Origin of the sequence: Neorhizobium descurainiae, from assembly GCF_051400715.1 — a bacterium.
Lineage (GTDB): Bacteria > Pseudomonadota > Alphaproteobacteria > Rhizobiales > Rhizobiaceae > Neorhizobium.
In genome coordinates, this window is sequence record NZ_JBLFFK010000032.1 from 19,589 (window position 1) to 46,490 (window position 26,902).

The window sequence follows — 26,902 nt, forward strand, 5'->3', positions numbered from 1 at the left end:
GGAGAAGAATCTCGCGTCGCCCATGAGGGGGAAACTCCTTCTGCGGCAGCAGGCATCCGGGGCGCCAGGGGAGACGTCTTCAACGACCTCGAAGAGTTCTACCGCAGCAGCAACGGTGACCGATGGTTCTTGGGAACGGACGCCCGCACAAGGCAAGTCAATGATCCTTCACCGGGCAATAGGCCCTCCGGCAGTCACGAGGCCCAAAGTTCTATTGCTGATTTCTTGGAGCGTGGACCCGAGGGACCAGAGCAAGCCGCACTCCGCGCAATCCATGAACGCGCGGCGGAAGCCATTGACGGCGAGACGCAGCATTAGGACTTGAATCATTGTTTTATGGAAGCCGCCCCTGGTTCCTGATTGGTGTCCGTTGCAACGAGGGCTTCGTCGCTTCTCAACAAATCCAGTCATAACGCATCCGCTTCTAGGGAGAAGTCAATGATCAGAACATTCCTCATCATCATGACGTTCGCCGTTGCCGCTGTGGACGCTTTCGGCCAACAGCCGGAGAATGTAGTACCAACTCCACGCCCCCTATCGCAGGAGGTTGTTGACTACGTCAGAAATCAGCCCCTTCCGCGAAATCCGGTTCAGGTGACGGAGCTTATCACTGCTGGAAGCCGCCTTCCCAACAATCTTGAACTATCTCCGATACCTGATGCTCACCAGTATGGTTTCATCGTGGTGAACCAGGACCGCCTAATCGTTGATTCCGCAACCCGGACGGTGGTCAAGATAGTAGATTAGAGAAAAGCGGCCCTCGGCGATGGATGTCTGCTTTTCGGTGCGCCTACGACCGCTTCTATGACTTAGATGGGGGCACGTACCCGCCATTCAAAGGCTCAATCGGCTGACGGCTAGACGCAAATCGAAACCGAGCCAAGGTCTGTTCTAGGTCTCCACGTGCCATCGCTGCCTCCTAAAAGACACCCTTGAATCAGAACTCAGCTGATTTGAGAAGGCACTTTGTCAACATGACCCAGGCTCATAGCCTTGTTGAGGATGAGGGCTTCCAACGCGGAGAAGCCAAACAAGCCGATGAGCAGAGGCAGCCGGAACTCTGCACCGCCAAGTCCGACCAGTCCCAGACGGTGCCGATGGCAACTCCGCCGGAAGATGCTTCTGGCCGATTGCTGGAAAGGTGCTTCAACGTGGGACCAGCCATGACGTTATGTCCTCGACAATCTCTTGTGCCATGACCTATGACCCCGAAGCTGGGCATCTACAAGGGCAGCTTCGGGTGTTGGGCAGGCCCCCTGACGCGCATTCAACTGATGGGGAATGCATCCAGATGGGAGCAAAATATCCCTTTCCGAAGATATCTCATTCGGTAAGGTTCTTTTCAGCCCTTCGACGGATTTCGGCGCGATTCATAGTGTTGACTCTGTTCATGAGATGAGCGGCGATATTGCCGCCGCACTCGTCTGAAAGGTCTTTCGTGCTGTAACCCTCCGCTTTAGCCTGATCGCGCAGGATGGCGGCGCGCTGCTCGAAATCAGACGGTTTGTTTGAGAATCCAGTAGAAGTTGCCATCGCCTCGTATTTATCGTCGAGCCAGTCGCTGATCGTTTTCATTTTTTCACCTGTAGTTTCCGTATGTTGCGGAGTTAGGCTGACGTTTAACCGACGCCTGATATTGGCTTGGCTAACAGCTTCGCCCTGAGTTTCGCCGACAATCGGCCCCGTCCCGCCATCGCTGACGGGAAGGTCGCCAAAGAACGCGCACCGTTAGCGGCAGGCCCGACGCGGGCCGGAGTTGGGCTGATAGGTATTGTCCGAGGCCCTGTAGGAACGGTAGCGCGAGGCGCAACTGATGTTATCCTGGTTCTGCGAAGCGATCGCTCCGCCGATAATGGCACCTGCAGCCAGGCCCCCGATAATGGCGCCAGCATTGTTCCGGCGATCGCGACGGTCATATCGATGATCGTTGCTGTAACGCTCACGCCGGTCTCTTTCGCGATAATAACGACGGTCGGTGCGCCGATCGTCGTAGCCACGATACTGAATTTGCTGAGCGTCCGAACTTATGAACGTTGCCGATGAACCGATGGCGGGGAGCGCTTGGGCCGGTGCGATACCGGCAAACCCCGTCATGAGTGAAACCACTACTACCATCAATTTTTTCATCAGACTCTTCCTTGTTGAGACTAGGATATGGTGATGAATTCAATTTTTGGTAGTGCAAACTCGACCTTTAGTTGTTCCAGTCGTGTCTGGAGCAATCCACCCTCAGCCGGTTATACAAATATGCAGTGCGGCATGATCTATTCTGGGCACATCCCGTCAAAAGGGGCTTTGGAGGCGGGGCGGCGCGATTGATCTGTGTGCCTGGCGATGCGTTGCGATCCCTTGCGCAATGGCGCCCGGGCGGCGGACGGTTCTTTGAACGCGCGTTGAACCGCTGTTATGCAGCCCTTCAAAACGCGGCGACCTTGAGCTCTCATGGGAAGCATTCAAGGCCGCCTCTCTGGAAGCATCGATCCCATACGCTTGAACCGCGGCGCCGAACGTGATGCGGCCACAATGCTGCTGTAGAACAAAGAAATTCGAGCATGTTGCTCGTAATGGATGCGAGCGACTGTCGTCCGATTGCCGAAACACGCTCGCCACTTTTCCCTTAGCGATTTTTGATAGCCGCAGTCCACCTTGCTCCTGCGCGTGAATACCAATGCCGGCCAGCCTAGAACGAAATTCCTCGACGTCTCAGGCTCGCCACAACCGGCCGCGACAAAACCGAAGATGATCGGCTTCTGCCGCGAGGAGTTGCGCCAGATCGTTGCCGAGCAGATCGATTGAGTCAGCCATTTCAGAATTTAGGAGCGAGCTACGGCGCGAACGTTCATGAGCAAAAGATTAAGTACTCGCACCAGGCAAAGCGCGGAGCCTTCGCGGCAACGCCTGCTGGACAGGTATAGACAGCATCTCCAGTTTGCCGAATTGAAGGCCTCGGCCGGTGATCGCATTGACGCAGAAAACGATATTCAGCATGCGGAACACTTTTTTCGAAGTGCCGCCGAACAAAAGGATGGCGATTGACCATGATCGCGACGTTAACAGCCGACTTATCTGGCGGTGGGAATGAGAAAGCCTGGCTCAAAATCCTCTCAAATTACCGCCGGCCTCGTACGGCCCACAGCTTGTATGAACTTGCCGTGACGCTTTTCCCATTTGTGTTCTTTTGGGCTGCGGCCTGGGCTGCCGTTCATCTCGGCTACTGGATCGGACTTATTTTAGCACTCCCTGCAGCAGGGTTCCTGTTGCGGCTCTTCATGCTGCAGCACGCTTGCGGGCACGGTTCGTTTTTCGGGCGTCGCCGGTGGGATGACTGGATCGGCCGTGCGATCGGAATCCTGACGCTGACGCCATACGACTACTGGCGCCGTGCGCATGCCGAACACCATGCCTCAGCCGGCAATCTCGATGAGCGCGGCGTCGGCGACATCACCACGCTGACCGTGGCCGAGTACCGTGCGCTTACCCCTCGCGGGAAACTTGGCTACCGCTTGTACCGGCATCCGCTGGTGATGTTCGGCATTGGCCCTGCTTTTCTGTTTCTGTTCAAACAAAGGCTGCCGTTCGGCATGATGCGGTCCGGTGCCTTGCCCTGGATTTCGACAATGGCGACGAACGCCATTGTGGCTGCCCTGGCTCTTATCCTGATCTGGGCGATGGGGATTATCCCTTTCCTCCTTATTCATCTGCCGATCGTGCTGCTTGCCGGATCGGCCGGTGTCTGGCTGTTCTATGTGCAGCATCAGTTCGAAGACACCCATTGGTCCAAGCCTCCGCAATGGACCTTTCCCTACGCTGCAATGCATGGCGCGTCGCACTACGACCTGCCTGGCCCGCTACGTTGGATGACCGGTAATATCGGCATGCATCATGTCCACCATCTATCGAGCAAGGTGCCATTTTACCGGTTGCCGGAGGTTCTTCGCGATTATCCAGAGCTTGCAAACCTTGGTCGCATCGGTCTTCGAGACAGCCTTGGGTGCGTCAAACTCGTTCTCTGGGACGAAACCACGCAAAGATTAGTCTCGCTGCGCGAGGCGGAAGAGCGCCTGCATTAGACCGATGCCAGCAGCTTCGCCTATCACCTTTTGGAAGGATAACATCATAGACAGGTTGCAAGAATTTGCGGTGAGCTCCAACGGAGACCGATGGCTTCTCGGAAAGGATGTTGCCGGCGGTCAGGATTTTTGTTCTCCACCGGGGCAATCCTTCGTCCGGCGGGCATGAGACGCGCATATCGGTCAACGCTTTTCTGGCTCAAAAGCCGGTTACGCCCGAGCGCGAGGCACTGCTGGCGGTCCTCGAAGCGACAAAGGAGCCGTCGATGCAAGGTATGCGCGATGATGAAAGACGCCATCACTGAAGCTGGCCGAGGAATATCTGCGGCTGGGCGGCCAGCGCCGCGCCAAGGTCGATGACAACATCGTCAGCACGCGCAGATGGGAAGACGAAACCCCGGAAGCGGCCGTCTTCTGGAGAGAAAATATCGAACCGATGGATGACAAGCAGCGGCACGAAGTCGAGATTCACCTTCCCTCGATCAGCGACGTTTGATCTGCAACTGCACGCACGGCTAGCCATCTGACCGGATTGTTTGATTGCGATTTACATGAGGAAGCGTTGCATCTTTGGCGCGTCTGGCGTGATCCACCACATGATCTGGGATTGTTGCTCCGACTTGTAATTGAGCCGGAGCCGCCCCATATCAACTCTTGATGGCATCCTTGAACGGGCGCTGCTGTTGAGGGTTTATCCCTGGCCCCAAAAGAGGAGGACGACATGTCTTCCAAGGCCAACCATCTACGATCTTGGTACTATGAGGGGTTTGCACCGAAGGCGTGTGCCGGCCTGAGTGTGTGCATCCTCCTCTACGTTTTGGGGAGCGGTTTTCTGTGGTCATAGTTCTTTTTGCCAAAACGTCATCCGTTGACAATGAAATTCTCCGCCGTGTCCTGAAGAAGGGACGCTATGCAACACTGGATCTGAAGGCCCGCGTCGGAGCCGATCATCTCGAAGAGGCGGTCATCGTTCAACGGATTCTGGACGGCATGATTTCGCCGGAAGGCTATCCGCCCTCACCAAAGGCGCGAAAACACAGCCGTCGAGGCGAGATCGCATCATGGGAGAATGAGGGCGGGTCACTTGAACCCAACGTAAAGGAGTAGCGGATATGCTAACAGGACCCTGGAGTAGCCCGCTTCGGATCGGTGATAGCTCGATCAAGAGCCCATTGCAGGCACATGGCTTCATGATGCATGGATGGCCGAATGCTAAAAACTTGGCGTTTGCCGAGGCCCACCTTGCCATACTGGCGGCCCTGGACGGTCGCCAGTCGGCAGAGGAAGCACGCACCCGATTTGTCGCCGCCGTACGGGATGCGGAAATGGATCACCGAGGTCAAGGCCGTTTTCGAAGTACAGATCACGGAAGAGCCTCTAAACTTGACGTGGGAGGCGTCACCGAACGATGACCCTGATGCTGACGTCCGGTGGGATCGTTGAAGTGATAAACGTCACGGCCGAAGATCTCGAAGCGGCTCTTGCGGCGGATGCTCCTCACAGCTGATCGAGACGGATAAAGGATTTCGGGCACGGATTCGGATATTCAAACCAGCCGCCCTCGATGACCCTGTCGGCAATTAGCATCGGTTCGCAGTAACGCGCAGAAGTCTCCGCAATGGCGGCAGCCAAAGCACGTGTCCGTCGGCGGGGGGGCGGAACAATTGGAGCCTACCGCTGAGCAGCCAGACGTCAATCATATTTCAGAGTGTTCTTCAGATCTCTCAGCTCTTTCCGAGGGTCGATTTCGTGGCTTCTGCTGGTCTCAGCCCGGGTGACCGTCTCTCTATAGCCAGCATTTGTCTCGGCGATCACCTTATTGAGCTCGGAAATTTGCCCTTGTAATTCATAAGGCATGCAAGCGCAGGTTATTGCGTCCCCCGCACTGACGGCCTTACGCCTCAGCATGCCGGATTTCATCTGCCATGCTTCGTTGAAGATGTCGGACCAGGCCGCTGGCGCTTCAGCCGAGAGGCGAAGTACCATGCTCGTCAGCGGCCCTTCGCTGGCAAGGCCGGACGCCGTATCGCTCAGTTCGACAATCTTGATGTCCTGGAATTCTGTCATGTTGGATACCTCCATTGGTATCAGATCACGATCTCGCCGCCGGTGACGGGAATGACCGCGCCCGTCATGTAACTTTCGAGTTCCGACGCTAGAAGTACATAGGCACTCGGCAGGTTGACCGGCGCGGCCGAGCAACGTCTGCTCGCCGAACTTGGCGGCCTTTTCCGCGGGCATAGTCGATGAATAAGTAGAGTCCAGACTGAGCGGGGCGCCACAGGGCAGTCGCGATTTCCCCCGCTCATTTCAAGACTGAAAATGGACATCAGACCTGTTGCAAGCTCCCGACCTCGTTTCCCTCCGAGCCGGTGTGTCAGCCAGGACCCTTGCCTTACGGCACGGCCCTGATAGCTCGGGCTGCGTAGCCGTGCATCCATTTAACGCTTGGTTGGTTGGCCCTCGCGGGGCTCAGTAGATGCGTCAACGGCCGCTTCGTCACCGGGGTGACTTTTGTCTTTACCGGGATTTTGATACGGCTGCTGATCATGCTTTTTGGTGGCTTGCGGGTCAGACTTTGGGTCGTCCGGCATTGCGTAATCCTCTTCGCGACGGGACCGGCTGGGGCCTTACCCAGCCGGCACATCAATTAGCGCCTATCCTGCTGACCTTGACGCCGGTCATCAGGCTCGCTTTGACGCCGGACTTATCGTCGGGACGGTTCATGTCCTGGCCGGACTTTTTATCGTCCTGCTGGCCGGGCTGTGGAGTGTTAGGCATTTGCATTACTCCTCGTCGCGAATTGCGACAAATACCAAACAACCTTATGGGCCACTTGTTCCGAGACATCTTGGGAAGAGTAACATTCTACGGGTGGTTGAAGCTGGCCGCTGCGTGGGAGCGTTCAAAAATCATGCTCCGCTCTCAGGATCAATGATCACCTCGCTAAAGTGACTCAGGTGGAGAAAGTACCGCTCACATCGCGGTCTTCTCTGGTGGATCAATGCGGAGCCTTCATTCGCTGAACACCTTGTCGGCGGCTTCGTCGTCACTTAGTTGTAAGCGACCGGCCGCGTGAACTGGAAACGCCATACCCAGTATGGACGATGCGCGGGCATGTGCTAGGCGGCGGCAAGACTGCCATGATATTCCTTGGTAAGCCGATCGAACAGATTATGGGGGCAGGCGCCCTTCTTCTTGCGCTTGGTTGCGTTCTTGTCCTTCAGCCTTTCCTCTCGGCGATCCTGTGGGCGGCAATCGTATGTTTCTCAACATGGCCTGTCTACCAGAGGTGTGAGCGGTTCGTCGGTGGCAATAAAAGCTTGGCGGCCGCCGTGATGACGTTGCTGGTTGCCCTCGTTCTCGTCGCACCGTTCGCCGTGATGGTGCCGACGTTGACAGACCGCGTAGGCAACCTGCCCACGGCCGTGAACCAAGTTCTCGAGCAGGGGCCTCCGGCGCCACCGCGTTGGGTCGCCGGACTCCCGGTAGTTGGCGAAACCGTGGCTGCCTATTGGGAGAGCCTGGCCCACAATGCGCCTACGTTCCTTATTGAACTCAAGAAGCTGATCGGCCCCGCCACAAACTTGGCCGTAGCCAGCGGAGCGGTGCTTGGCGCCGGGCTCTTAGAACTTGGGCTCAGCGTGTTCATCGCCTTTTTCCTCTTCCTTCACGGTCGACAGATGGCAGCCTACGTGCGGGCAGTCGGCGAAAGATTCGCCGGCCCCCGGTCTCGAAAACTGCTCACGGTCGTCGGCGCGACCGTCAAAGGCGTTATTTACGGCTTGATCGGCACGGCCCTCGCCCAGGCTGTCCTGGCCGGCATTGGTTTCTGGATCGCCGGTGTGCCTCAGGCGCTATCGCTTGGTTTCCTTACGTTCTTCCTGTCGTTCGTGCCGGCCGGGCCGCCGCTTGTGTGGGGCTCGGTGGCGCTATGGTTTTTTGTCCAGGGGGCCGTTTGGTGGGGCCTGTTCGTTGCAGCATGGGGTCTGCTCCTCGTCAGCAGCATCGATAACGTCCTCAGACCCTATGTCCTCGGCAGGACCAACAGTCTGTCCGTGCTGCTCGGTCTTTTCGGATTTCTTGGTGGCGTCATGGCCTTTGGCTTCATCGGAGTATTTCTCGGGCCAACGCTGTTGGCGGTAGCCTACAGCCTCTTCCGGGAGTGGCACGCGGCCGAGGTCAAGGGCAACAGACACTCCACGTCGGCGCCTCTGGATGCTGATTGACTCATTTTGGCTTCAGCCCAGTCAACCGCCAGTGGGTCAGTATTATGTGGAACAGCCCTGTTAAGAAGGTCGCTTCGCGTAATTCACCTTCGGATGATGCAGTCATACGTTCGGCCCATTAGCGCGGTCAAGGCAGTTGAGTTCTTCTCTCCGATGTGGTTGCCGGGAAAAAGGGAGGCTTGAAGACTGCGCTGGTGGAATCTTCCGGCGGATGTATGGTTGAGCGATGCCAGATGGGCGATGTCGGTCAGCGATAACGGCGTGGGAATACCATCCGATCCAGATAGTGCGAAGCCCGGACTGGGAACGGGCCTCGTCGAGGCAATGGCAAGGCAACTCGATGCGAAGTTCCGGATTGAGGACGCAAATCCCGGAACGCGCGCGTTGGTTGTGCGGGGGTGAGGCGCCAACTGGGTTATAGCAAGGATATGAATCTAAGTTTGAATTAGCCGCATCTCTTCCGGCTTAATTGAGTCAATCTCATTTCGCGTTTTAGATCGTGCCTATTTCGCGCAAGTTCGATGACGGTGTACTGGCCATACGGCTTGTCATTTCGGAAGGCGCTTGCGCCATGGTGCGGACGCGGTCGCCGAGGGTGGAATAAGCATTCATAAAGCGGACCTCATAGCTGAGCCAAACTTTCCACCTATGCCCTGGCGTTCCCGGTTCCGTCAGAAAGCTTCGTTTCACGCACGCATATTGATGGTCGTGCCAGTTCAGAATATGATCTCGGACTCTCATGCTAACATCGATCCCGATCCCCATCCACCTAAAGGCGCTTGGGCACCAACAAGCCGAGCTTGGTTAGTCCGGGGGTGGGAACGCAACGACCTGCGGGCGGGGACGAGAGGAAAACCTCTCAGATCGATGCATTCCCGGCGCGTCAACACGATCAACCAGGCATTGTTCCACGGTATTAATTTCAGCCGAGAATAAACATTGCAATTACGCGCCCGGGGTGCGCACGCGATCCATCTACGAGTGAATATCTGCTCGTCGCTGGCAAAAAGTTGGAGGCGGTGGCGATCTCTCATGAGTTTGCGCAAGTGCCTCCAGCCAACCAGCGAGACCATTGGGAACCTCTTCGTTACCAGCTTCCAGTGCCTCGATCCATGATAGATCGCATTGAAGCGCTGACGCAATATTGATTGGCGTCCACCTGATATGCTGTAGGCATTCATTGAAGCGCTCTGGCGTCATGGCGATAACCTTTATGGCTTGGCTAAATGTGAACGGGGATTGCGAGAAATCGATTGTCCTGACCGCTCAAACGAGAAAGCGAGGTCATGGTTGCAGGTTGCTGCCATTTTGTTTACGGAAAGAGGTAGTTGCAGTGCTTCTGTACCGTGTGTTGTTGTTGGACAGCAGAATCCAGCAGGGCAATATCGCACAACGCCCAAATCCCAGATAGCTTATGCAATCAGGATTGCTGACCGATGGACGTGAAAGAGCCATATTGTGGTCGTATGCAAGTCGTTGGACGTTTACTTTGACTGTAATAGCAAAGAGCCGCGAAATCCGTTCTTTTAAATACCGGAGTTCAATTGGATGCTGTCGTGCACTTCGACAGTAGGTGAGTTGGCACGAGACGCTCTTCGCATCAGATTAGATTGTATATCCATGTTGCGCCTAGGTCTCTGCCCTCCGACCAGTGACCATAACTCGATCAGCAAGAAATCGCCAAACTAGCCGAGAGGCGATAACGCCTTTTGGATCTCACGGGAGCCAGCCAAGAGTGGCCTCGAAGCTCTCTCATGAGCAACAGCCATCTCCAGCCATCCCCTGGGCAAAGCCGTCCCTACAGTTACTAGGGGCATACTTCGCGCTCGGCCCAGAGAAAAGCGGCATCCAGAGATCGGACTGAGGTTAAACACTATTATCGACACGCCGAGCGCTGTTTTAGAAGCACGACAGCTCCATGCGACGTGCAAAGCCGATCGGGGCCCCGGAAAAAATAGCTGTGAGGAAGAGAGAAATATGTCAATGACCTTCTATGCTGCAGGAGCGGCCTTAGGACTTATGTTGGGTGTTATTGCCACCCCTTTTGCAGCCCAAGGCGAAGATATGGGCAAGCCCATCGTTCTAGCCCACGCAATCGCGAATTCGTACGGGTCCGACTGGAAATGTAGGCAAGGGTTTCGGCGAGACCAGGAGGCATGCCTTGAGATTAGAATTCCCGACCACGCAGACCTCAGTGGTTCGGATTTTGGTAGCGGTTGGGAATGCCGATACGGATATGCAGCAAAGGGCGGGAATTGTATCGTCGTCACTGTCCCGGCTCACGCGTTTCTGGATCCTTTCGGTGACAGCTGGAAATGTGAGCGCGGCTATATCGAAACAGATGGACAATGCCGGTCTATCGCGCTGCCAAAGAATGCGTATCTAGCAGATTTTCCGTACGGAAAAGGATGGGAATGCGAGAGAGGTTTTGAAGCTAAAAACAATGAATGTGTAGCGTTGGCCCTTCCAGCGCATAGCTTTCTCACCACCAAGGGCAATGACTGGGCATGTGATAGAGGCTTTCACAAACAGGGAAAAACCTGTGTTGATGCCAAGGTTCCCGCGAATGCGTATTTTGCTGAAACAACGTCTGGACCGGCTTGGAAGTGTGATCGGAGCTTTTATTCGAACGACAAAAAGTGCATCCCAGTTACCCTCCCGGATAATGCGCATCTGGATTACTCGGGGAACGACTGGGACTGTAATAGACGATATCGGAAACAAGGCGATGGCTGTGTTGTGCAGTAAGCCTCAAACTCTCCTGGCGTTTGTTTCCCAATGTGGTGACTGCACCTTATTTCAACCGGACAGTTGGCCGCTGTGGATCCAGACGAACCGTCGGAACGCCATGTCCGGTTATTAAGGGGCCGGCGAACTCACGGCGGTCCGGGAAACGCGATGGAGGTCGTGAGGGCTGTGCGCGACCACACCAGTGCTGTCAAGACGCTGCGCATCTATATCACCAGTAACACCGCCTTCATCCTGAAGCGCAGTCATTCGCTCTGGGTGTATGTGCTCTGCGGGAGTTGCGCGACAAGACGCCTCACCGCGATGAACGTTCCCCGATGCCTTCCACAACAATACGGATGATGTGTCGCAAGCGGCGAGGAGACCCCATCTGGCGCTGCTGATGCTGGGCAGCGTATTTCGGACATACGACTTCTGTGAATGTGAGGATCTATGTCTAGGCCTGCGGCTAGCCTTGGATTGATGCGGATGATTGAGGCGGTGCCCGATCGTCTTGACGGCTCGCCGCGGCAGTTGCGGCGGTTCTGGTCAGACGAGTTCAAGGCAACCGCGGTCGAACGAGCCTGCCAGCCAGGCGTGAACATGTCGGCGATTGCACGGCAGATCGGCATTCTCCCTTCTCAACTTTACCGCTGGCGCAGAGAACTGTTGGGCAATGATGAGCCCGGACAAACAGCAGGGACAGAGGATCCGCAGAGCGTTGCATCCGGCCCCGACCCCGTCGTGGAAATCATCATTGGCAATATTGTTGATTTGCGCTGAGAGCTGACCCGGGATCGCGGGAAAGTGCTTGCGCTTCAGCTCGCGATGCACCTGTGCCCAGTCAGGCTCTGGTGCGCGGCGATGACCCGTCTTCGTCCCGGCCGCCCGGTAGAGCGCCGCTTCCAAGGCGGCATCACTCACGTCATCATCCAACGGCCACGAAAGCCCCGCAGCCGCTGCCCGCCGTAGCGTCTCGCGCACCGTCGACGGCGCAGCGCCAACCCGAACCGCTATCGATTTGTGGCCCAGTCCTTGCTCGGACCGATATCTCAGTATCTCGCGGACACGCCGCATCTCCAGTCTCTCCGCAGGCATCCCGTTCCTTCCTCGTCACCATCGACAGAAGGAACTTCACACCGGCAGACCACCCATGCCACATCCCTTCCCAAGGGGGCGGCATCATCTCGGAATCAGGGGGCGGATTGCCTCGGAATTTGCAGCTAGCAGTGGACTTTCTGCTTCCGGCAACAGAATTGCCAACAGTGCAAGCGGAACTAAGGACTGGTTTCAGGTAGTCGCTGACGTGCTCTGAATAGCCGAGATGGGTCGGGAGCAATCGCGAATTCGACATTGGTCGCACAGTCTTGGAAGCACCAGCTCGCTCATTCACCGATCCACCCAATCTGTGATTCGCCTATTCCCGGATTCACCAATATGCGCAATCACGCAATCGCTAATTCGAACATGCACCTAATCCCCGATTGTCCTAAACGCTGATCATCGCAATCCCCCGTTCACCGAGTTGCCAGCTTCAACCTGCTGTGGCCGAAAACATGCCGCCCGCCTCAAGACTGGCTTCCTACCTCCCCCTCCTCCCCGGCCCGAGGCACGACGTCGCCGTCGATGCGTGCCGTTAAGATCAAGGGAGGAGAACGGTTTTTGGCAACCTTTGCTCGCCTTGGCGACAATCGCCCCGCGGGCGAAACGGCTATTGGCATACCAATAGCCTATCCTGCCATTTCTCACCAAACCGGCCTAGACGCCGTGCCCGACACGCCCATGCTGTTGCGAGTCGTCAGACAAAGGAACAGCGATCGCAGGCTCTAGCCTGTGATCCGCGCCGGAGTAACAGCGCGGTGACCAGGCCGATTTGGTGAGAAATGCTGAAGCGAGCCGACGTCGTCAGCGGCCGGGATGTCCGTGACCAAAGGGAGCGGACATCGATGGCACGCGAACGATGAGACGGCGAGCGCGCCGCAGGAGAGGAGGAGAACCCGGAGTGGATGCCCGAAGCATGAGGGCGGAGCGTAAGGTGATCCTCCTCTCCGTCTTGCTTGGGGAAGTCGCGGCAGCGTCCGCCTACCGGCCCCGAAAGGCCGGGCGGGTCTGGACCCGCTCCACAGGGAGAGGGGTGTTTGAGGGGAGAGGCGGCAAGTCTCTCCCCTCAAGAGCGCGCGCTGGCTCGATGTCGGTAAGCGATCAAGCCAACAGAAGACGCAAGAGACGGCCGAAGCCGCCCCTCCCAACACCTCAGCCATAGATCGCGTGCGATGCTTATGCCGACGCCTGCCTCGCTGCGGAGGGCGCGGACGATCGGCGCGAGCGAGCCCAAGTCGTCGTCGGTGAGGGCCACAAGGCTCGGATAGCTGATCTCGACGCCGTCGCAATCGGCCGAGAGCGCATAGTGCCATTCGCCACCGTTCACACGATACTCGTAGGTGTCGAAGTCGATTTCGAGGTCATCGGGCCGCGCAATCCTTGACGCCGGAGTGGCAGGTGCACAATGGGACGTCAGAAAGAGATAGACCACGGCGCCCCAGGCGCCGTGTCCGTTTGCCGAGCGCAGCCGGCCATTCACTCTATCCTCGGCCGTGGTCGCGGAGACTTCGCGCCGCCGGTGCGGAAGCCGCGAGAGGGGCGTGACCCGAATGAGCGGAGACCGCTTGCGGGCTCCGTGAGCGACGGCGAATAGCACCGTCCGCCGCAGGCGGCTCGCCTCGATCATCCGGCGACAACCCATCATCAGCATGAATCGGTAGAGACCGACCGATTCAAATATCTCGTTGGACGCCGATTCCGCCTTGCCCGATTCTTCGTTTCATGATTGCGCAACGCTACCAGCTCTACGTCGAACGCATCGACGCCCAAAAAAACATGGCTCGCTACTATGCCATGTCGATCGAGCCCAACCTGTTCGGGGAGGCCTGTCTCATCCGTCGATGGGGTCGTATCGGCGCAAAAGGCCAAAGGCGGGAGCATCATTTCGCGCGGGAGGAAGAGGCGGTCAGGCTGTTCCTTCAGCTTCTGCGAAAGAGACGGTCGCGCGGATATAGGCCGAACCGCACATCCGCCAAGATAGAGCGGCTGATCGCTAGCGAAGGAGCGCCGTGGAGGCCGATGCCATCCTCATGTCGGTGGCATGGGGATCGAAATAGGAGTGGTATCCAACGGCCTCCGGCTTTCCAAAGGAAACACCGCAGGTTCTGACATGAGGCAATGGCGAAGCGAAGCTTCGGGCGTGAGGCGTCGGTCGACCCGGCGCGTCAGGCCAGGCGACATGGCGAAAGCCGCCTCAGAAGGGCGGCTCGGCGTCGATTACACCCTCCTGTTCGGCCATGATCACCGCCAACTCGGCACAGGCGAGTTCCAGCTCGACCTCGATCTCGTGGCGTTCGCCGGGGTGCATGGCATTTCGCAATTCGGCCCACAGCTCTTCGATGTGTTGTTCCAGAAGCATCGTCGTCTCCTTGACGTTTGTGAAAGACGACGCGCGCGGTCATGCACCCATGACATCCTCGGACCGACTGAGCAGACATTACCTCTCCGTACCGCACCCAAACCCGAGGACGGGCTCGATGCCCGTCTTCGGGTTACTGACAGGTGATCACGCGAATAACTGTGGAGATCCTGAGCTTTCTGGGCCATTTGCCGCAGCGTGTCGATGACAGCTCCGGTCGGCAATGGCAGGGATTCTGCATCTGAAACGAGCGGAGACATGAGATGACGACCACTAATGAAATCGCCGACAAGATCGCGACCGAACACAGCCTTACAAAGGCGCAGGGAAAAGCCATCGTGGAGGCGGTGATCGCCTCGATTACCGAAGCTGCGGTGGCCGGCAACGAGACGTCGCTCCCGGGCTTCGGCAAGTTCAAGGTGAAGGCGACACCGGAGCGTGAGGCGCGCAATCCTGCGACCGGCGCGACGATCAAGGTTGCCGCGGCCAAGAAGCTGGCCTTTACGCCGGCAAAGGCACTGAAGGATGCGCTGAACAAGTAATCCTGTCAGCATCAAAAAAATAGCCCGGCGCCGTGCCGGGCTATTTCGTTTTAGGTTTGCGTCAGCGGGCGGATGTTCCGTTTAGAATATCCTGGATGATCGTGTCGCTGACCACGTGATGGGCTTCGCGGGCATGGTCGTCCAGTAGCTTGTGAAGAACCCCGGATGCCATGGGTATGAAGTCGAAACCGCGTGCGATTGCTGCGGTCCGCAGTTGCGACAGTGTTTCGAACTCCCGAAAGTCCGTGCCCAGCCAGAGTTCAAGATCCTCGCCTTCGGCATCAGGAAATGCCTGGAGGAAGAACGTCTGAAGCGGGCGGTCGTAGCCAATGGTAGCGTCTGGATCGGCGTGGCGGTTTGCGGTTCTGGTGACCGTTATTGTGTAGCGGCTCATCGCGGCCTCCTTTGAAATGGGGGACGCCGGCCCCGATTGCGGGGCCGGCGGTGCGGTTCAGGCCGGGCTGTTCCAGAGGATGACCTTCTTGCCCGGCTCGCCACCCGGTGCCGGGGCGACGTTGCCGAAGATCACGCCGATCTCGGGCGCTTCGAGCTTCGTGGAGATGTATTCCTCGCCAGTCTGGCGGGAGATGCGGTTCCAGCCTGCGCCGATCTCAAAACCGGTCTTGCGGTGGATGATGCGGTAGTCCGGGGCTTCTTCGCTCGCCTTGCTGGCGTTCGGGACTAGGGCGATCGGAGCGTTGACCCGGATGGTGGCGAAGACGCCTTCGAGAGTGCCGTCGGTCTTTTCGGTGAGGGTTGCGATCGTGGTAGCCATGGGATTGTCTCCTTCGTTGCATCGGGACCATTCCCGATGGCGCCCGAAGAAGGGGCCGCGCCGCAGGCGTCACCGAAGCTTAAGCGGAGGGAAACCCCCTTGCGGGGTTGACGCCGATCGCGGCCGGTCCCTTAGAAAGGCGACATAAAGAACGGGAATGGTCCTTGATTGCGACGTCAGCGGGAGACCTCGCCGTGGCGGCCGTTTGCTGCCGCGCGAAGTGCCGCGCTCTTGGCGTGCGTCGGTGGTGTTCGGGCCAACGGACGATGGCCGTCAACCAGTCGGCACATCGCGAGAGATCAGCACAGTCTTGATCCCATCCTCATCGTAAAATGGCCTTCGGTGGAGTTAGGCCCGAGCCCTCGGCCTTCCCTTATGCGACTGCAGTTCTGCGGAGCGCAACCGAGTGACAGACGTGATTTCAAGGGATGTCGCCCCAGCGACCGGCGGTGATGCGGCAAGTCTCAGTCGAGGCGGTTGACCCGGCCGGTTCGGACGCGCGCCTCGGCAAACAGTCTGGCGATCTTCACCATGAAGGATTTGCTGAAGCGGCCGAGGATGTCCTGATCGGGCTCGATATACCAGGAGCGTTCGACGATATCGTAATTGTACTCGTCGGCCATGATCCAGCACTGCTTCAGATCGCTTAAGCCCGCGCGCTTGCGCTCCATTTCGGGGATCTCCAGGGCGATGCGACCTGTCTGCGGCGGCTGCGTAGTGATGGCGAGAAGCGCCAGATGCATGTTTCCATCGGTCGCACTTCGGATGGCGACAACGACGCAGACGGGGCGCTGCTTGCGACCCTCAGTTTCGCCGCGCTGCTGCTGCCAGGCCCAAAGGTAGGGATAGGAGATGACCTCACCGGGGCGAAATTCATGGCTCATCGTCGTAGCCTTCGCCGCGCGCCAGTCGATCGAGGGCCTCGTCGAACAGTTCTGCATGCTCGGCGGGCATCTCCGAGATATGATAGGCACGGCGGGGGTCGCCGCCGGTGCGCATGTGCTCATAGTGCTCGTAGCTCATCAGCACGAAACGCGGCTTCTTGTGCCGGGTGAGCATCACCGGCTCGCGGCTCGCCGCGTCGGTGATATCGCCGATTTGTTTATTCAAGTCGCCCGTCGTGAACTGCTTCATGGCTGTGATCTCCGGTATGGTTCTCCATATAACACATTTCTCCATGCTTTCCATCTTTTCCATATTCCTAGGAAAACGGCGCCTACGCGCCGTCTCCTGAAGCTTGCCAGACCGGAATGCCGAGGCGACGTGCCTTGTCGGCGAGGTTGTCGGTGATGCCGTTTCCGGGAAAGACGATCAATCCGGCAGGCATGACAGAGAGCATGTCGTCGTTGCGCCGGAACGGTGCTGCCTTGGCGTGTTTGGTCCAGTTGGGCTTGAAGGTGATCTGCGTCACTTTGCGGGCTTCAGCCCAGCACGCGGCGATCCGTTCGGCGCCTTTCGGCGAGCCGCCATGGAGCAGCACCATGTCGGGGTGCTTGGCATGGGCCTGATCGAGCTTCGCCCAAATGCGCTCATGATCGTTGTAGTCCATGCCGTCGGAAAACGCGATCTTGGTGCCGGCAGGGATCAGGACCTCGGTTTCGGCGCGCCGGCGGGCGGAGAGGAAGTCGCGGCTGTCGATCATCGCCGCCGTCATGTTGGCGTGATTGACCTTCGAGCCGGTGCGCGGCCGCCAGGACGAACCGGTCTGCGCCTCAAAGAGGTCGGCCGCGTAGTCGCGCATGAACTCGAAGGCGTTGCGCCGCTCCAGGAGCGAGATGCCTTCCGCGACGAGGCGTTCGAGCTCGACGCTCTTCACCTCCGAGCCGTCTTGCTCGCCTTGTCCGGAACGCTGCGCCTCCTCATTGCGGTCGAGTTCGCGCTGAATGCGCTCGCCGGCGCGATGGAAGAGATTGGGGATCGACCAGAAAAGGTCTTCGAGATCGGGCTCCAGGCGGGTGTCACCGAGCATTTCGGCGAAGGCACCGAAGATCGCGGTGATCGACGACTGGACCTGTGGTTCTTCCGGCAATGGCCGCGGATCGGGCTCGTCCTGGAAGGGACGATAGCCGAAGATCTGCATCTCGTAGATGAAGCGATCGGTCGGGGAGGATGCGTGGTGGGGATCGACACCGTCGTCGGGGTGAAGGATCAGGTCCATAGTGGTCTCCGTTGATGGGCCGCGCCTCTCGCGGCCTGACGGCGAACCCGGTCACGCGGTCCGAGGCCGGAACCGCAAGCGAAGCGAAGCGGCCCAGCGAAGCGCCGGGGCGGCGGAAGAAGGGTTTCTTGGTCCGCGAGGAATGACGGGCCATCGCATCGGCCTGAAAACTGGGAACTGGTTTTCGGAAGCGCCGATGCGCGAAAATGGCACGGCAGGGGAAGAAACCCGACTGACCCGCTGAAGGCCGGGAGGCCCGCGTGGTAAGGGTCGCCTCTCGGCAGGCCCGCGGGCGCCCTCCAACCGGGTAGCCGGCACCGCGGACCGTCCTTCTGCGACGCCGCAGCAATCTCGCCCGCCCCTTCCGACAGCCTCATCAGGGCAGGAAGGCCGTCGCATCTTCCGGGGTGAGTTGAGCCCTGAGGCTAGCCGCCAGCCGGTCGGGACCCAGCCAGCGCAGATCCTCGTTGAAATCGCCAAGCTCCGGGGACAGCACCAGTGGCAGGATCCCGCATTCCTGAGCCCGTCTGCTCAATCCCTCAATCCCGTGCCGGCCGGCGGCATCCGCGTCGGCGGCGATGTAGAGGCGCTGGCATCCAGGCGGGAAGTTGAAGCCCGCGAGATGATTGGCCGTCAAGGCGGCGACCATCGGCATGGCGGGCATCACATGCGACAGCGAGAGCATGGTTTCGAGGCCCTCGCCCGCTGCCATCACCGGCACGGATGCATTGACCGGAAACCGAAAGCGGACGGCATTGCCGAGAAGACCGCCAAGCGCGCGGCGGGGATCGTCTACCCTGGCCTTGTTGACGCCGTCCGGGTGGGGGCTTGATGACAAATAGGTGCGATGGACGCCGGTGATTGCTCCGGCCGCATTGGTGACGGCTGCGATTAGCGCCGGATAGCTTGTCGTCCGGCCGGTGACGAGATCGCGATAATAACAGGACGGGTGAAAGCGCAGCGCCGCATGCGCGGACGCCCGCAGGATGCGGCGCTCGCGCAAGTATACGTCTGCTAAAGTGCCGGCCAGCGGTACAGTCATCCGAAACAGGCGCTGCGCCCGCTCAGCGGCTGGCCTATCGACAGGCCGATCGTCAGCGCCATAAGCCCTACTTGACCACATAGGCGCGGGTTTCGGCAGGCTCAGGAAATGCCGGGCCTCTTCCGCGACATCGCGGAAGTCGACGAGGCCACAGGTCTCGCGGACGAGATCGAGCAGATCGCCGAACTGGCCAGTCGCCGCATCGGTCCATCGGCCGGCGCGCGGGCCGGTCAGATGCACGTAGAGAGACCGGCCCTTGCTGTTAGCGACATCGCCGACGAGCCAATAGTTGCCGGCCCGGCGGCCGGCGGAGAGATAGTGGCGGCAGACCGCCTCCGCGTCCTGCGCGAGACGGCCCGCCAGATCCGAGGCGGAGAGCATGGCAGACCTCCGTCATGACCGGCGAGCGACATCGATGAGGCGATGACGCTGCATCAGCTTCGACAGGATCGCCGCACCCTCGTCTGTGACAGGCACGAAGAAACACAGCTTCCAATTGATCATCTCGGAAAACAGGCCGATTGAGCGCAGCCAGTCGCGCATCCCGTCGGTGAAGCCGATGAGTTCGATGCGGTACTCGTTCATCAAGCGCGCGCGGCAGAGCGTCATGTCCCCGACAAGCCCCGACGATAGAGGATCCGTCGACAAGCGATGCCCAGGCCTGGTCCGGCGAGATCACCATGGTCTGGTCGATCGCGAAGTTGCGGCAAAGCCCGGCAAGCCGATTGGGAGCGATGACACGGCCGACGATCCGTTCGCCGTCGTCCGCCTGCAGACGCCGCACGCGGCAAAAGTCCTGGGGCAGCAATTTCCAGATCGGCAGCAACAACCCGCTGACGATATGCATCGTCGAGGTCGAGAATTCCGGCACGGCAGCCACCTCGGCATCCCAGGAATCTGAGAAGACCTTTTCATCGGATTCTTCCCAACTCGTCTCTTCGAGCTGGCGGACTTCGAAGCGGAGCTCGTCCATCGGCCGGATCAGCGACACGCGCGGCTGAACGGAGCCATCGTCCAGCATGATCGAGCGCGTCGGCACCATCACCGCGGGCCTGCCAGACTTGCCGTTGATCATCAGCCTGGCGCGCGGGTCCTGCTGCACGAGGCTCTGAACCTCCTTGAGCAGCATCGGTGCGTTGCGATCCCGTCGCTCGATGGTCAAGAGGTGCGACTGCGCGCCGGTGACCGGATGGGTGTAGATCAGCCGGCGGTCGGTGACCGTCATGCTATCGGCGGTGATCGTCTCGAGCCCTTTATCATAGATGGCGGCGGCAATCGCCCCCTCGATGCGACCGGCCAGCAACTGCTCGAAAGCCTCGAACAGCACGTTCTGCATGGCGATCGTCAGCGCCAGCATGCGATTGAGGAAGGTCTGGATCGGCGGCAGCTCATCCTTCAGTCCGCCCTCCTCCGAGGTCAGCGACAGGCCGGTGATGCTTTCGAACTTGTCGAGCGAGCAGCCTTCGATCCTGCCGGCATGCAGCAGTCCGTAGAATTGCCGCAGCGCGTCACGGGCATATTGGGATTCGAGATTGTCTTCGGACCGGAACATGCCCTGCCCGCCGGTCTGGCGCTGGCCGCGAGTGATGGCGCCGAGCGTGTCGAGGCGCCGGACGATGGTCGAGAGGAAACGTCGTTCGGCCTTGACGTTGGTGGCGATCATCCGAAACCGCGGCGGCTGTTTCTGGTTGGTGCGATGGCTGCGGCCGAGACCCTGGATCGCCACGTCGGCGCGCCATCCGGCCTCCAGTAGATTGTGCAGGCGCAGGCGCTGGTTCCGGGCGGCCAGATCCGCATGATAGGATCTCCCGGTTCCGCCGGCGTCGCTGAAGACGAGGATGCCCTTCTCGTCGTCCATGAACGCACGTGCTTCGTCTAGATTGGCGCTGCCCGGCCGGCTCTGGACCGCATAACGGGCGATAGCGCTACTGTCCTCACGGCGGACGATACGGCGGGAGCGGCCGGTGATCTCGGCGACCTTGCTGATGCCGAAGTGCTGGACGATCTGGTCAAGGGCGGTCGGGATCGCCGGCAGACTGCCCAAGGTTTCGACCAGTTCGTCGCGATGCCGTTCGGCCTCCCGGCAGATGACAGCGTTGCCGTCCGCATCGTGGACCGGCCGGGAACTCAGATTGCCATCAGCATCGGAAAATTCCTCGAAGAGCTGCACCGGGAAGGAATGCATCAGGTAGTCGATGACATATTCCCGCGGTCTTTCTTAGGATCATCGTCCTGCCTCAAAGGTTTGGCCGCTCCTCCGAGGCGCGGCCAGCTCGTTCGTTATTCGGGCCTCAAAGATTAGAAGTCGAACGCAGCGGAAAGCATGAATGTCCGGGGCGCGCCTGCCGCAAGGAAGCCGCGCGCGGACGAAGCCCAGTAGTTTTCGTTGAAAACATTCTCGACATTCGCCCGGATTTCAATCGGCTTACCGTTCTCCCTGTTGAACTTGTAGCGAGCGCCGAGATCGACCCGCGTCCAGTCAGCGACTTTCTGCGTGTTCGCCTGGTCGTAATAGGTGGTGCCGCTATAGACGACGCGGCCGGTAACGGTGAAATCTTCAATCCAAGGCAGATCATATTCGCCATAAAGGCTGATCGTAGTCTTCGGAACGCCCGGCACGCGATTGCCGTCAAAGGTTCCGGCGAGCGTCCGAGCAAGTTCCGCTTCCATGAACGTGACGCCGCCCAGCAGGCGAAGACCATCGGCCGGTTCTCCGAATACGGTCAGTTCGAGGCCGCGATTCACCTGAAGTCCGTCGACCGAATAGATGTTGGTGACCGGACTGGTATAGGCGCTTTCCTGCCTGATCTCGAACAGCGCGGCGGTCAGGGCCACGGAGCCGAGATCATATTTGACGCCGATCTCCTTCTGGTCGTGAACGAAGGGAGGGAAGATTTCGTTGGCATTCGCAGCGGTCGCCGGCGCAATGCCACCCTCGGCCAGGGCTTCCACGTAGTTGGCGTAAACGGACAGGCCATCGGTAAGACCCAGAGTGGCCGCGACGGCGGGGCTGAACCTCGACTCTTCATAGAAGTAGTTCCGTTCCCCGATCGGAATGGCGCCGGGTCTCGTGTTGAAACCTCTCGATCGCATCTCCTGGTAACGTCCACCCACCGTGACTTCGAAGCGGTCGTCGAAGAAGGACAAGGTATCCGAAAACGCGATGCTGGTGGACAACAGATCGGCGAATAAAGGCAAGTTGTCCGACGTCGGGAAGCCGCTAGTATCCACTGAACCGCCGGGCAGGTATATCGGGTTATAAATGTTGGTTGGGTAGGCGCCCGGAAGGCCGAGCGCACCGGGCAGGAAGCCGCCTCGGTAGTTCTCGTTCAGGCTTCTTTGCACCGAAATGTTGACTTTGTGACCGATGGGGCCAGTCTCAAATTCCGAACGCACTCCGATTTCACCCGAGAAGCCTTGGATCTGCTGCGGCTGGATAGCAAGGCTCGACGTTGCATCGCCGTTTGAGTTCAGGATCGTATAGGACGATGTCAGAAAGTCCTCCCGGTAACGGCTCGCGCCACCGGCGGCATAGATCGTCGTATTACCCAGTATGTCGTATTCGATCCGGGCGGCCACCATGTTGTGCGTGCTGTCGTGATATTCGAAGGGGCTTGCTGTGTTTATTTTTCCATCCGGAGCGCTCGGTATGGCGGTGCCGGGTGGAAGTGTGGCGCCATTGAACAGGGACGTCGGCGCGTCGATGTTTTGGGTCGAGTGGTTCAGGTCTAGCGACGCGCGAACGTCTTCCCCACGAAAATCCAGGCCGAGCGAAGCGACACCCACCTTTATGTCGTTATGGTCCATCGCGGTCTCGCCGAACCGGTAGGAGCCGTTGGCGCGAATGCCCCACTCGCCGGCAGGACCGAAGCGACGGCCGACATCGGCATGCGTCCATACCTGGCTGTCGCTCAGATAGCTCGTGGTGAGCCGTGTCAGCGGTTCGTCCCCTGCGCGTTTCGGGACGAGATTGATCGTGCCGCCGACACGACCGACGCCGCCATTAACGAACGCCGTCGGCCCCTTCAGGACCTCGACCCGCTCTATGCCGTCCAGAAAGCTGCGGCGCGGATTGGCAATATAGGGAAGGCCGTCATAAAGCACATCCAGGTTGACGACGGAGAAGCCGCGAATGAAGAACGCATCGCGCTCGCTGTAGGTGGGTGCATCCTGGCGCACGGAAGGGTCATTCAGCGTGATATCGGCAACCGTCCGGGCCTGCTGGTCGCGTATCAGTTTTTCCGTATAGGCTGTAATACTGAAGGGCGTTTCGAGAACGGAACGGTTGCCGAGCGCGCCAATGCGGGCCTCCTTCCCAACCTGATTGCCGGCATATGCTTCGGATGGTGCCCGTTGTCGGCGGACGTCCCTCGGGAGTGCTGCGGATCACGATCGGTTCAAGCGTCGTAACAGACGCGTTCGAGGTGCGCTCGGCGCGGTTCCCTTCCTGGCTTTGTGCTGAAGCCGATGACATTGCAAGCAGCGATACGCCCGCTAGAATCGCCCAGCTACGCCCTCGCAGGCTGTTGTGAAGATTGCCCCTCGACATTCCTATTCCTCTGTTACAACAAATAACCTGCGTCGCGGGGTCCGCGCGATGGCGGACGGCATCTGCAGCCGGATCGCGGCAAGCGCTACCGACGCCGCCAGCGTAGGTGCGAATGACTTTGTGCAAGCCACCCCTTCCGTCGTTCATCGCTCTCCAGACGCAACATCACGCCCCCGACGCACGCCTACATGCAGAGACGATCAGGGCTGCTGCATTTTTCAACGCAGTGCGATAATTTTTATAAAATTGCGCCCGAAGGGGATCCCGACACTAATAGAATGCGAGAACCCGCAGATAGGCAACGCGAACGGCTAAATCAGCGACAGCACTATGCCGGTAGCGTTGAAAGGGATAGGCCCGACGCTGCGGAAACAGCGCCAATCCGGCTCGGCCTCAATAACACCAGGCACCTGCTCTTGCAGAGACAAGGGTCTCCTCGGTATTGCTCCGCAACTGTCGAACTTTAACATCTTCCATATAGAATGACAGTTACGAAGGGGCTCGTCGACGACTAGCGAGAGCAGCCGGTTGTACTTGGGAGGGTGCATGAAGGAGCTGTTGGATCGGGCGAACCAGTTCGACACCACGTCGTTCCGCGATCTTCATATTATTCTCGACGCTCTTCCTGTCGCCTTGTCCTGGGCGACGCTGCCCGGCGGCGACATCAAATTCGTCAACCGCGCATTCACACGCTTGTTCGGCTACGACGAGAAGAGCTTTCCAACGGTCGATCGCTGGATATCAGACGTCTACGAAACTGAGCTTGAGCAGGAGACTGCCCGCCAGCGCTGGGCCGCATTGTGGCAGGGCGAGCATATCGGCGTCAAAGAGATTGAACCGCTGGAACTACGGGTGCGGTGCGCGGACGGTTCATTTCGAACGACCCAGCATCGAGGAATGCTCCTCTTTGACATTGGGATCGGAGTTGCCACGTTCGAGGATATTTCCGACCGCAAGCTGGCTGAAGATGTCATGCGACGGGTCGCCTTCGAAGATCCGCTGACCGAACTTGCAAACCGCCGTGCCCTGCAGGACAGGTGGCAGAGCGAAGTTGCGCTACCAAGCAATACCCAGTCTCTGAGGATGGCGGTCTTGCTGGTCGACCTCGACGGCTTCAAGCCTGTGAATGACCAGCTCGGGCACGAGGCCGGCGATGCGGTCCTGAAGATGGTCGCGAGCAGACTTCGAGATTCAGTGCGGCACACAGATCTGGTAGGGCGCGTCGGCGGAGATGAATTCGTGGTGCTCCTGTCGCGTCTGAATGATGCCACGGAGGCAGAAGCGATCTGCCGGCGGATCAATGAGGCTCTATCCGTGCCGTTTGAGTGTGAAGGGTCAACTGTCAGAATAGGCGCCAGCGTCGGAATCAGCCTCTATCCGCAGGACGGGCAAAATCTGCAAGCATTAATGCGCCACGCGGATCAAGCCCTGTATCGTCGCAAGAGGTCGGGACGTGGCGGCTGGGAGTGGTTTGCTGCTCCCGCGGCATAATCCGAAATGATCAGTGATCCCGGCTGGTATGGATCGGGGTCCTTAGAACTCTTGCCAATCTGCTCGCTCGATGGCGACTGCCGCCGAGCCGCGCACCGTGCGTGGTATATGCATGGGCATCTCGATTGCGGGGGCGACGGCCGGCGCGCAAGCCGGGCTCGCGGAGAGGATGACCTTACCGCATCGTCGAACTTGAACTGCTCCAGAAGTTCGAGGAGTGCCGCTGCCTCCCTGGCGAGGCTATGGCTCGCTGCAGTCTGCTGTTCAACCATCGCGGCGTTTTGCTGAGTCCCTTGATCAACGGTGTTGACGGCCTGGCTCACCTCGCCCAACGCTGTCGACTGCTCGCGAGCGGCCTCTACGATAGCGACGACGTTCGTGTTGATATCATGCACTTGGGCCGCAATCTCCTGCAATGTCGACCCCGCCTTGGTGACGAGCGAGACACCGTTTTGCACCTGCTCACCCGACGCGGTGATCAGGCTCTTGATCTCCTTTGCAGCTTTAGCCGAGCGTTGAGCAAGTTCGCGGACTTCCTGCGCGACGACCGCAAAACCCTTGCCGGCCTCGCCCGCACGGGCCGCTTCGACGCCGGCGTTCAGCGCCAGCAGGTTGGTCTGGAATGCGATCTCATCGATCACGCCGATGATGTTGGAAATCTCGCGGGATGAATTCTCGATCTGGTCCATGGCGCTGATCGCATCACGTACCACCTGACCCGAATGTTCTGCATGGCTTCGCGTCCGAGCGACGAGCTGGCCGGCCTCCTCGGCGCGACGGCTCGAATCCTTCACCGTGGTGGTGATCTCCTCAAGCGCAGCCGCCGTTTCTTCGACAGAGGCCGCCTGCTGCTCGGTTCGCTTCGCCAGATCGTCGGCCGCGGTTCGTATCTCATTCGACCCTGCCGAAATGGCTTTGGCGTTCTCGGCGACCGTCGCCATCGCCCGCTTCAGCTTGTCGGATGCGGCATTGAAGTCCGTTCGCAGGCGGTCCAGAGAAGGTATGAAGGGCTTGTCGATCTTCTGGGACAGATCGCCGTCGGCAAGGCGGGTGAGACAGGACGCCAGCGCTTCGACATTCTCGACACGGCCTGTGACATCGGTCGCGAACTTCACGACCTTGAAGACCCTGCCGTTGAGATCGAAGATCGGATTGTAGGACGCCTGGATGAACACCTTGCGGCCGCCTTTGCCGATTCGCATGAATTCATCGGCGATAAGCTCACCTCCCGCCAGCTTCGTCCAGAACCCCTTGTAGGCCGCCGACGCGGTATAGGCGGGCTCGCAGAACATCGAGTGGTGCTTTCCCTCAATCTCGGAAAGCGAATACCAAGTGCCGACAGGAAGTCTCGTTGGCGGTAAGCACTTCTCCTGTCGGCGTGAATTCGATGAGAGCCTGAGCGCGCGACAAGGCGTCCAGCTTTCCCGCGTCTTCGGCGGCCTTCAGCTTTTGACTGGTGATATCGGTGGCGATCTTGATAACCTTGACCGGTTTTCCGCGACGAATGACGGGGTTGTAGGAAGCTTCGATCCAGACTTCCTTACCGCCTTTGCCCAACCGCTTGTATTGCTGCTGATCGAAATGCCCTGCCGACAACCGGACCAGAAATTTTTGTATTCGGGCGATGCGGCATAGGCCGGTTCGACGAACATGCTGTGGTGCCTGCCGACGATTTCCGTTAACTGGTAACCAAGAGCCGACAGAAATTATTGTTGGCCGCCAGGATTTTACCTGTCAGATCAAATTTGATCATAGCCTGGGACTTGGAAAGCGCGGCAAGCACCGCAACAGCATTCGCACCACTATCGAGAATACCCACGCTAGTTCTCTGACGGATACTTTCCCGGCTCACAGGAGAG

The 26,902-nt window shown here is 59.0% G+C and carries 26 protein-coding genes and 6 pseudogenes; 12 read left to right on the forward strand and 20 right to left on the reverse strand.

The annotated features are described in order from the left end of the window. Nucleotides 1-438 precede the first annotated feature (438 nt). Nucleotides 439-747, forward strand: a complete 309-nt coding sequence (locus tag ACMGE0_RS30970) for a DUF1236 domain-containing protein (protein WP_436819723.1) — start codon at nt 439-441, stop codon at nt 745-747. A gap of 233 nt (nt 748-980) precedes the next feature. On the opposite strand, the pseudogene ACMGE0_RS30975 reads toward ACMGE0_RS30970, so the two are convergent. The 3 genes and pseudogenes from ACMGE0_RS30975 to ACMGE0_RS30985 form a co-directional block, all read right to left on the reverse strand. Then, nucleotides 981-1,165: pseudogene (locus ACMGE0_RS30975) on the reverse strand (hypothetical protein); the annotation flags it as partial. A 158-nt stretch (nt 1,166-1,323) separates the two neighbouring features. Next, a complete protein-coding gene (locus ACMGE0_RS30980; RefSeq protein ID WP_436819724.1) occupies nt 1,324-1,575 on the reverse strand; it encodes a hypothetical protein in 252 nt (83 codons plus the stop codon). Nucleotides 1,576-1,728: 153 nt separating this feature from the next. After that, nucleotides 1,729-2,127, reverse strand: coding sequence for a BA14K family protein (locus tag ACMGE0_RS30985; protein WP_436819725.1), 399 nt, complete (start codon nt 2,125-2,127; stop codon nt 1,729-1,731). A gap of 519 nt (nt 2,128-2,646) precedes the next feature. Between ACMGE0_RS30985 and ACMGE0_RS30990 the strand changes: the two genes are divergently transcribed. Genes ACMGE0_RS30990 through ACMGE0_RS31000 form a run of 3 tightly spaced genes read left to right on the forward strand, consistent with a single transcriptional unit; the run spans nt 2,647 to nt 4,070 of the window. Then, nucleotides 2,647-2,796, forward strand: coding sequence for a hypothetical protein (locus ACMGE0_RS30990; RefSeq protein ID WP_436819726.1), 150 nt, complete (start codon nt 2,647-2,649; stop codon nt 2,794-2,796). A gap of 45 nt (nt 2,797-2,841) precedes the next feature. Next, complete coding sequence (locus ACMGE0_RS30995) at nt 2,842-3,036, forward strand: DUF4167 domain-containing protein (protein ID WP_436819727.1); 195 nt, start codon at nt 2,842-2,844, stop codon at nt 3,034-3,036. 2 nt (nt 3,037-3,038) lie between these two features. After that, on the forward strand, nt 3,039-4,070 hold the full coding sequence (locus ACMGE0_RS31000) for a fatty acid desaturase (protein ID WP_436819753.1): 1,032 nt from the start codon (nt 3,039-3,041) through the stop codon (nt 4,068-4,070). A gap of 298 nt (nt 4,071-4,368) precedes the next feature. Here the strand turns inward: ACMGE0_RS31000 and ACMGE0_RS31005 are convergent, their stop codons facing one another. Beyond that, on the reverse strand, nt 4,369-4,542 hold the full coding sequence (locus ACMGE0_RS31005; RefSeq protein ID WP_436819728.1) for a hypothetical protein: 174 nt from the start codon (nt 4,540-4,542) through the stop codon (nt 4,369-4,371). A 362-nt stretch (nt 4,543-4,904) separates the two neighbouring features. Between ACMGE0_RS31005 and ACMGE0_RS31010 the strand changes: the two genes are divergently transcribed. Together ACMGE0_RS31010 and ACMGE0_RS31015 are read left to right on the forward strand one after the other, a co-directional pair. After that, the gene (locus ACMGE0_RS31010) at nt 4,905-5,177 is read left to right on the forward strand and encodes a hypothetical protein (protein WP_436819729.1); all 273 of its coding nucleotides are present in this window, start codon (nt 4,905-4,907) and stop codon (nt 5,175-5,177) included. A 5-nt stretch (nt 5,178-5,182) separates the two neighbouring features. Further along, nucleotides 5,183-5,482, forward strand: a complete 300-nt coding sequence (locus tag ACMGE0_RS31015) for a DUF982 domain-containing protein (protein WP_436819730.1) — start codon at nt 5,183-5,185, stop codon at nt 5,480-5,482. A 280-nt stretch (nt 5,483-5,762) separates the two neighbouring features. Here ACMGE0_RS31015 and ACMGE0_RS31020 read toward each other — a convergent pair whose 3' ends face one another. From ACMGE0_RS31020 to ACMGE0_RS31030, 3 genes and pseudogenes are all read right to left on the reverse strand, one after another. Then, nucleotides 5,763-6,137 carry a hypothetical protein gene (locus ACMGE0_RS31020; RefSeq protein WP_436819731.1) on the reverse strand — a complete coding sequence of 125 codons (375 nt, stop codon included), beginning with the start codon at nt 6,135-6,137 and terminating at the stop codon, nt 5,763-5,765. 20 nt (nt 6,138-6,157) lie between these two features. Next, nucleotides 6,158-6,370: pseudogene (locus ACMGE0_RS31025) on the reverse strand (NAD(P)-dependent oxidoreductase); the annotation flags it as partial. 346 nt (nt 6,371-6,716) lie between these two features. Beyond that, entirely contained in the window at nt 6,717-6,851 is a 135-nt protein-coding gene (locus ACMGE0_RS31030; protein WP_436819732.1) for a hypothetical protein, read from the reverse strand. Between the two features lie 362 nt (nt 6,852-7,213). Between ACMGE0_RS31030 and ACMGE0_RS31035 the strand changes: the two genes are divergently transcribed. Next, nucleotides 7,214-8,299 carry an AI-2E family transporter gene (locus ACMGE0_RS31035; RefSeq protein WP_436819733.1) on the forward strand — a complete coding sequence of 362 codons (1,086 nt, stop codon included), beginning with the start codon at nt 7,214-7,216 and terminating at the stop codon, nt 8,297-8,299. A 975-nt stretch (nt 8,300-9,274) separates the two neighbouring features. Here ACMGE0_RS31035 and ACMGE0_RS31040 read toward each other — a convergent pair. Then, a complete protein-coding gene (locus ACMGE0_RS31040) occupies nt 9,275-9,499 on the reverse strand; it encodes a hypothetical protein (RefSeq protein ID WP_436819734.1) in 225 nt (74 codons plus the stop codon). 783 nt (nt 9,500-10,282) lie between these two features. Here ACMGE0_RS31040 and ACMGE0_RS31045 point away from each other — a divergent pair. Together ACMGE0_RS31045 and ACMGE0_RS31050 are read left to right on the forward strand one after the other, a co-directional pair. Next, nucleotides 10,283-11,047, forward strand: a complete 765-nt coding sequence (locus ACMGE0_RS31045; protein ID WP_436819735.1) for a hypothetical protein — start codon at nt 10,283-10,285, stop codon at nt 11,045-11,047. A gap of 468 nt (nt 11,048-11,515) precedes the next feature. Further along, entirely contained in the window at nt 11,516-11,809 is a 294-nt protein-coding gene (locus tag ACMGE0_RS31050; RefSeq protein WP_436819736.1) for a transposase, read from the forward strand. A gap of 24 nt (nt 11,810-11,833) precedes the next feature. Here ACMGE0_RS31050 and ACMGE0_RS31055 read toward each other — a convergent pair. Next, nucleotides 11,834-12,103, reverse strand: a pseudogene (locus ACMGE0_RS31055) (RNA polymerase sigma factor sigma-70 region 4 domain-containing protein); the annotation flags it as partial. 1,090 nt (nt 12,104-13,193) lie between these two features. Then, a complete protein-coding gene (locus ACMGE0_RS31060; RefSeq protein ID WP_436819737.1) occupies nt 13,194-13,772 on the reverse strand; it encodes a hypothetical protein in 579 nt (192 codons plus the stop codon). Nucleotides 13,773-13,849: 77 nt separating this feature from the next. On the opposite strand from ACMGE0_RS31060, the pseudogene ACMGE0_RS31065 reads away from it, so the two are divergent. After that, nucleotides 13,850-14,098: pseudogene (locus ACMGE0_RS31065) on the forward strand (WGR domain-containing protein); the annotation flags it as partial. A 223-nt stretch (nt 14,099-14,321) separates the two neighbouring features. Here ACMGE0_RS31065 and ACMGE0_RS31070 read toward each other — a convergent pair. Continuing rightward, the gene (locus ACMGE0_RS31070) at nt 14,322-14,486 is read right to left on the reverse strand and encodes a hypothetical protein (RefSeq protein ID WP_436819738.1); all 165 of its coding nucleotides are present in this window, start codon (nt 14,484-14,486) and stop codon (nt 14,322-14,324) included. 263 nt (nt 14,487-14,749) lie between these two features. On the opposite strand from ACMGE0_RS31070, the gene ACMGE0_RS31075 reads away from it, so the two are divergent. Beyond that, nucleotides 14,750-15,028, forward strand: a complete 279-nt coding sequence (locus tag ACMGE0_RS31075) for an HU family DNA-binding protein (RefSeq protein ID WP_436819739.1) — start codon at nt 14,750-14,752, stop codon at nt 15,026-15,028. A 61-nt stretch (nt 15,029-15,089) separates the two neighbouring features. On the opposite strand, the gene ACMGE0_RS31080 is transcribed toward ACMGE0_RS31075, so the two are convergent. From ACMGE0_RS31080 to ACMGE0_RS31115, 8 genes and pseudogenes are all read right to left on the reverse strand, one after another. After that, nucleotides 15,090-15,422 carry a hypothetical protein gene (locus tag ACMGE0_RS31080; RefSeq protein WP_436819740.1) on the reverse strand — a complete coding sequence of 111 codons (333 nt, stop codon included), beginning with the start codon at nt 15,420-15,422 and terminating at the stop codon, nt 15,090-15,092. Nucleotides 15,423-15,479: 57 nt separating this feature from the next. Beyond that, nucleotides 15,480-15,803 carry a DUF736 domain-containing protein gene (locus tag ACMGE0_RS31085; protein WP_034499714.1) on the reverse strand — a complete coding sequence of 108 codons (324 nt, stop codon included), beginning with the start codon at nt 15,801-15,803 and terminating at the stop codon, nt 15,480-15,482. Between the two features lie 464 nt (nt 15,804-16,267). Further along, nucleotides 16,268-16,687 (reverse strand): hypothetical protein, encoded by a 420-nt coding sequence (locus ACMGE0_RS31090; protein WP_436819741.1) that lies wholly within the window; start codon nt 16,685-16,687, stop codon nt 16,268-16,270. Further along, nucleotides 16,677-16,937: a type II toxin-antitoxin system prevent-host-death family antitoxin gene (locus tag ACMGE0_RS31095; RefSeq protein WP_436819742.1), complete on the reverse strand. Its 261-nt coding sequence runs from the start codon at nt 16,935-16,937 to the stop codon at nt 16,677-16,679. The genes ACMGE0_RS31090 and ACMGE0_RS31095 overlap by 11 nt, the downstream gene beginning before the upstream one ends. Before the next feature lie 82 nt (nt 16,938-17,019). After that, nucleotides 17,020-17,961 (reverse strand): DUF2493 domain-containing protein, encoded by a 942-nt coding sequence (locus ACMGE0_RS31100; protein WP_436819743.1) that lies wholly within the window; start codon nt 17,959-17,961, stop codon nt 17,020-17,022. Between the two features lie 376 nt (nt 17,962-18,337). Continuing rightward, nucleotides 18,338-19,384, reverse strand: coding sequence for a DUF7146 domain-containing protein (locus ACMGE0_RS31105; protein WP_436819744.1), 1,047 nt, complete (start codon nt 19,382-19,384; stop codon nt 18,338-18,340). Between the two features lie 12 nt (nt 19,385-19,396). Next, a pseudogene (locus ACMGE0_RS31110) lies at nt 19,397-21,215 on the reverse strand (strawberry notch C-terminal domain-containing protein); the annotation flags it as partial. 86 nt (nt 21,216-21,301) lie between these two features. Continuing rightward, the gene (locus tag ACMGE0_RS31115; protein ID WP_436819754.1) at nt 21,302-23,305 is read right to left on the reverse strand and encodes a TonB-dependent receptor; all 2,004 of its coding nucleotides are present in this window, start codon (nt 23,303-23,305) and stop codon (nt 21,302-21,304) included. Between the two features lie 793 nt (nt 23,306-24,098). Between ACMGE0_RS31115 and ACMGE0_RS31120 the strand changes: the two genes are divergently transcribed. Then, nucleotides 24,099-25,043: a diguanylate cyclase domain-containing protein gene (locus ACMGE0_RS31120; protein WP_436819745.1), complete on the forward strand. Its 945-nt coding sequence runs from the start codon at nt 24,099-24,101 to the stop codon at nt 25,041-25,043. A 194-nt stretch (nt 25,044-25,237) separates the two neighbouring features. Here the strand turns inward: ACMGE0_RS31120 and ACMGE0_RS31125 are convergent. Then, nucleotides 25,238-26,862, reverse strand: a pseudogene (locus tag ACMGE0_RS31125) (methyl-accepting chemotaxis protein); the annotation flags it as partial. Nucleotides 26,863-26,902 lie beyond the last annotated feature (40 nt).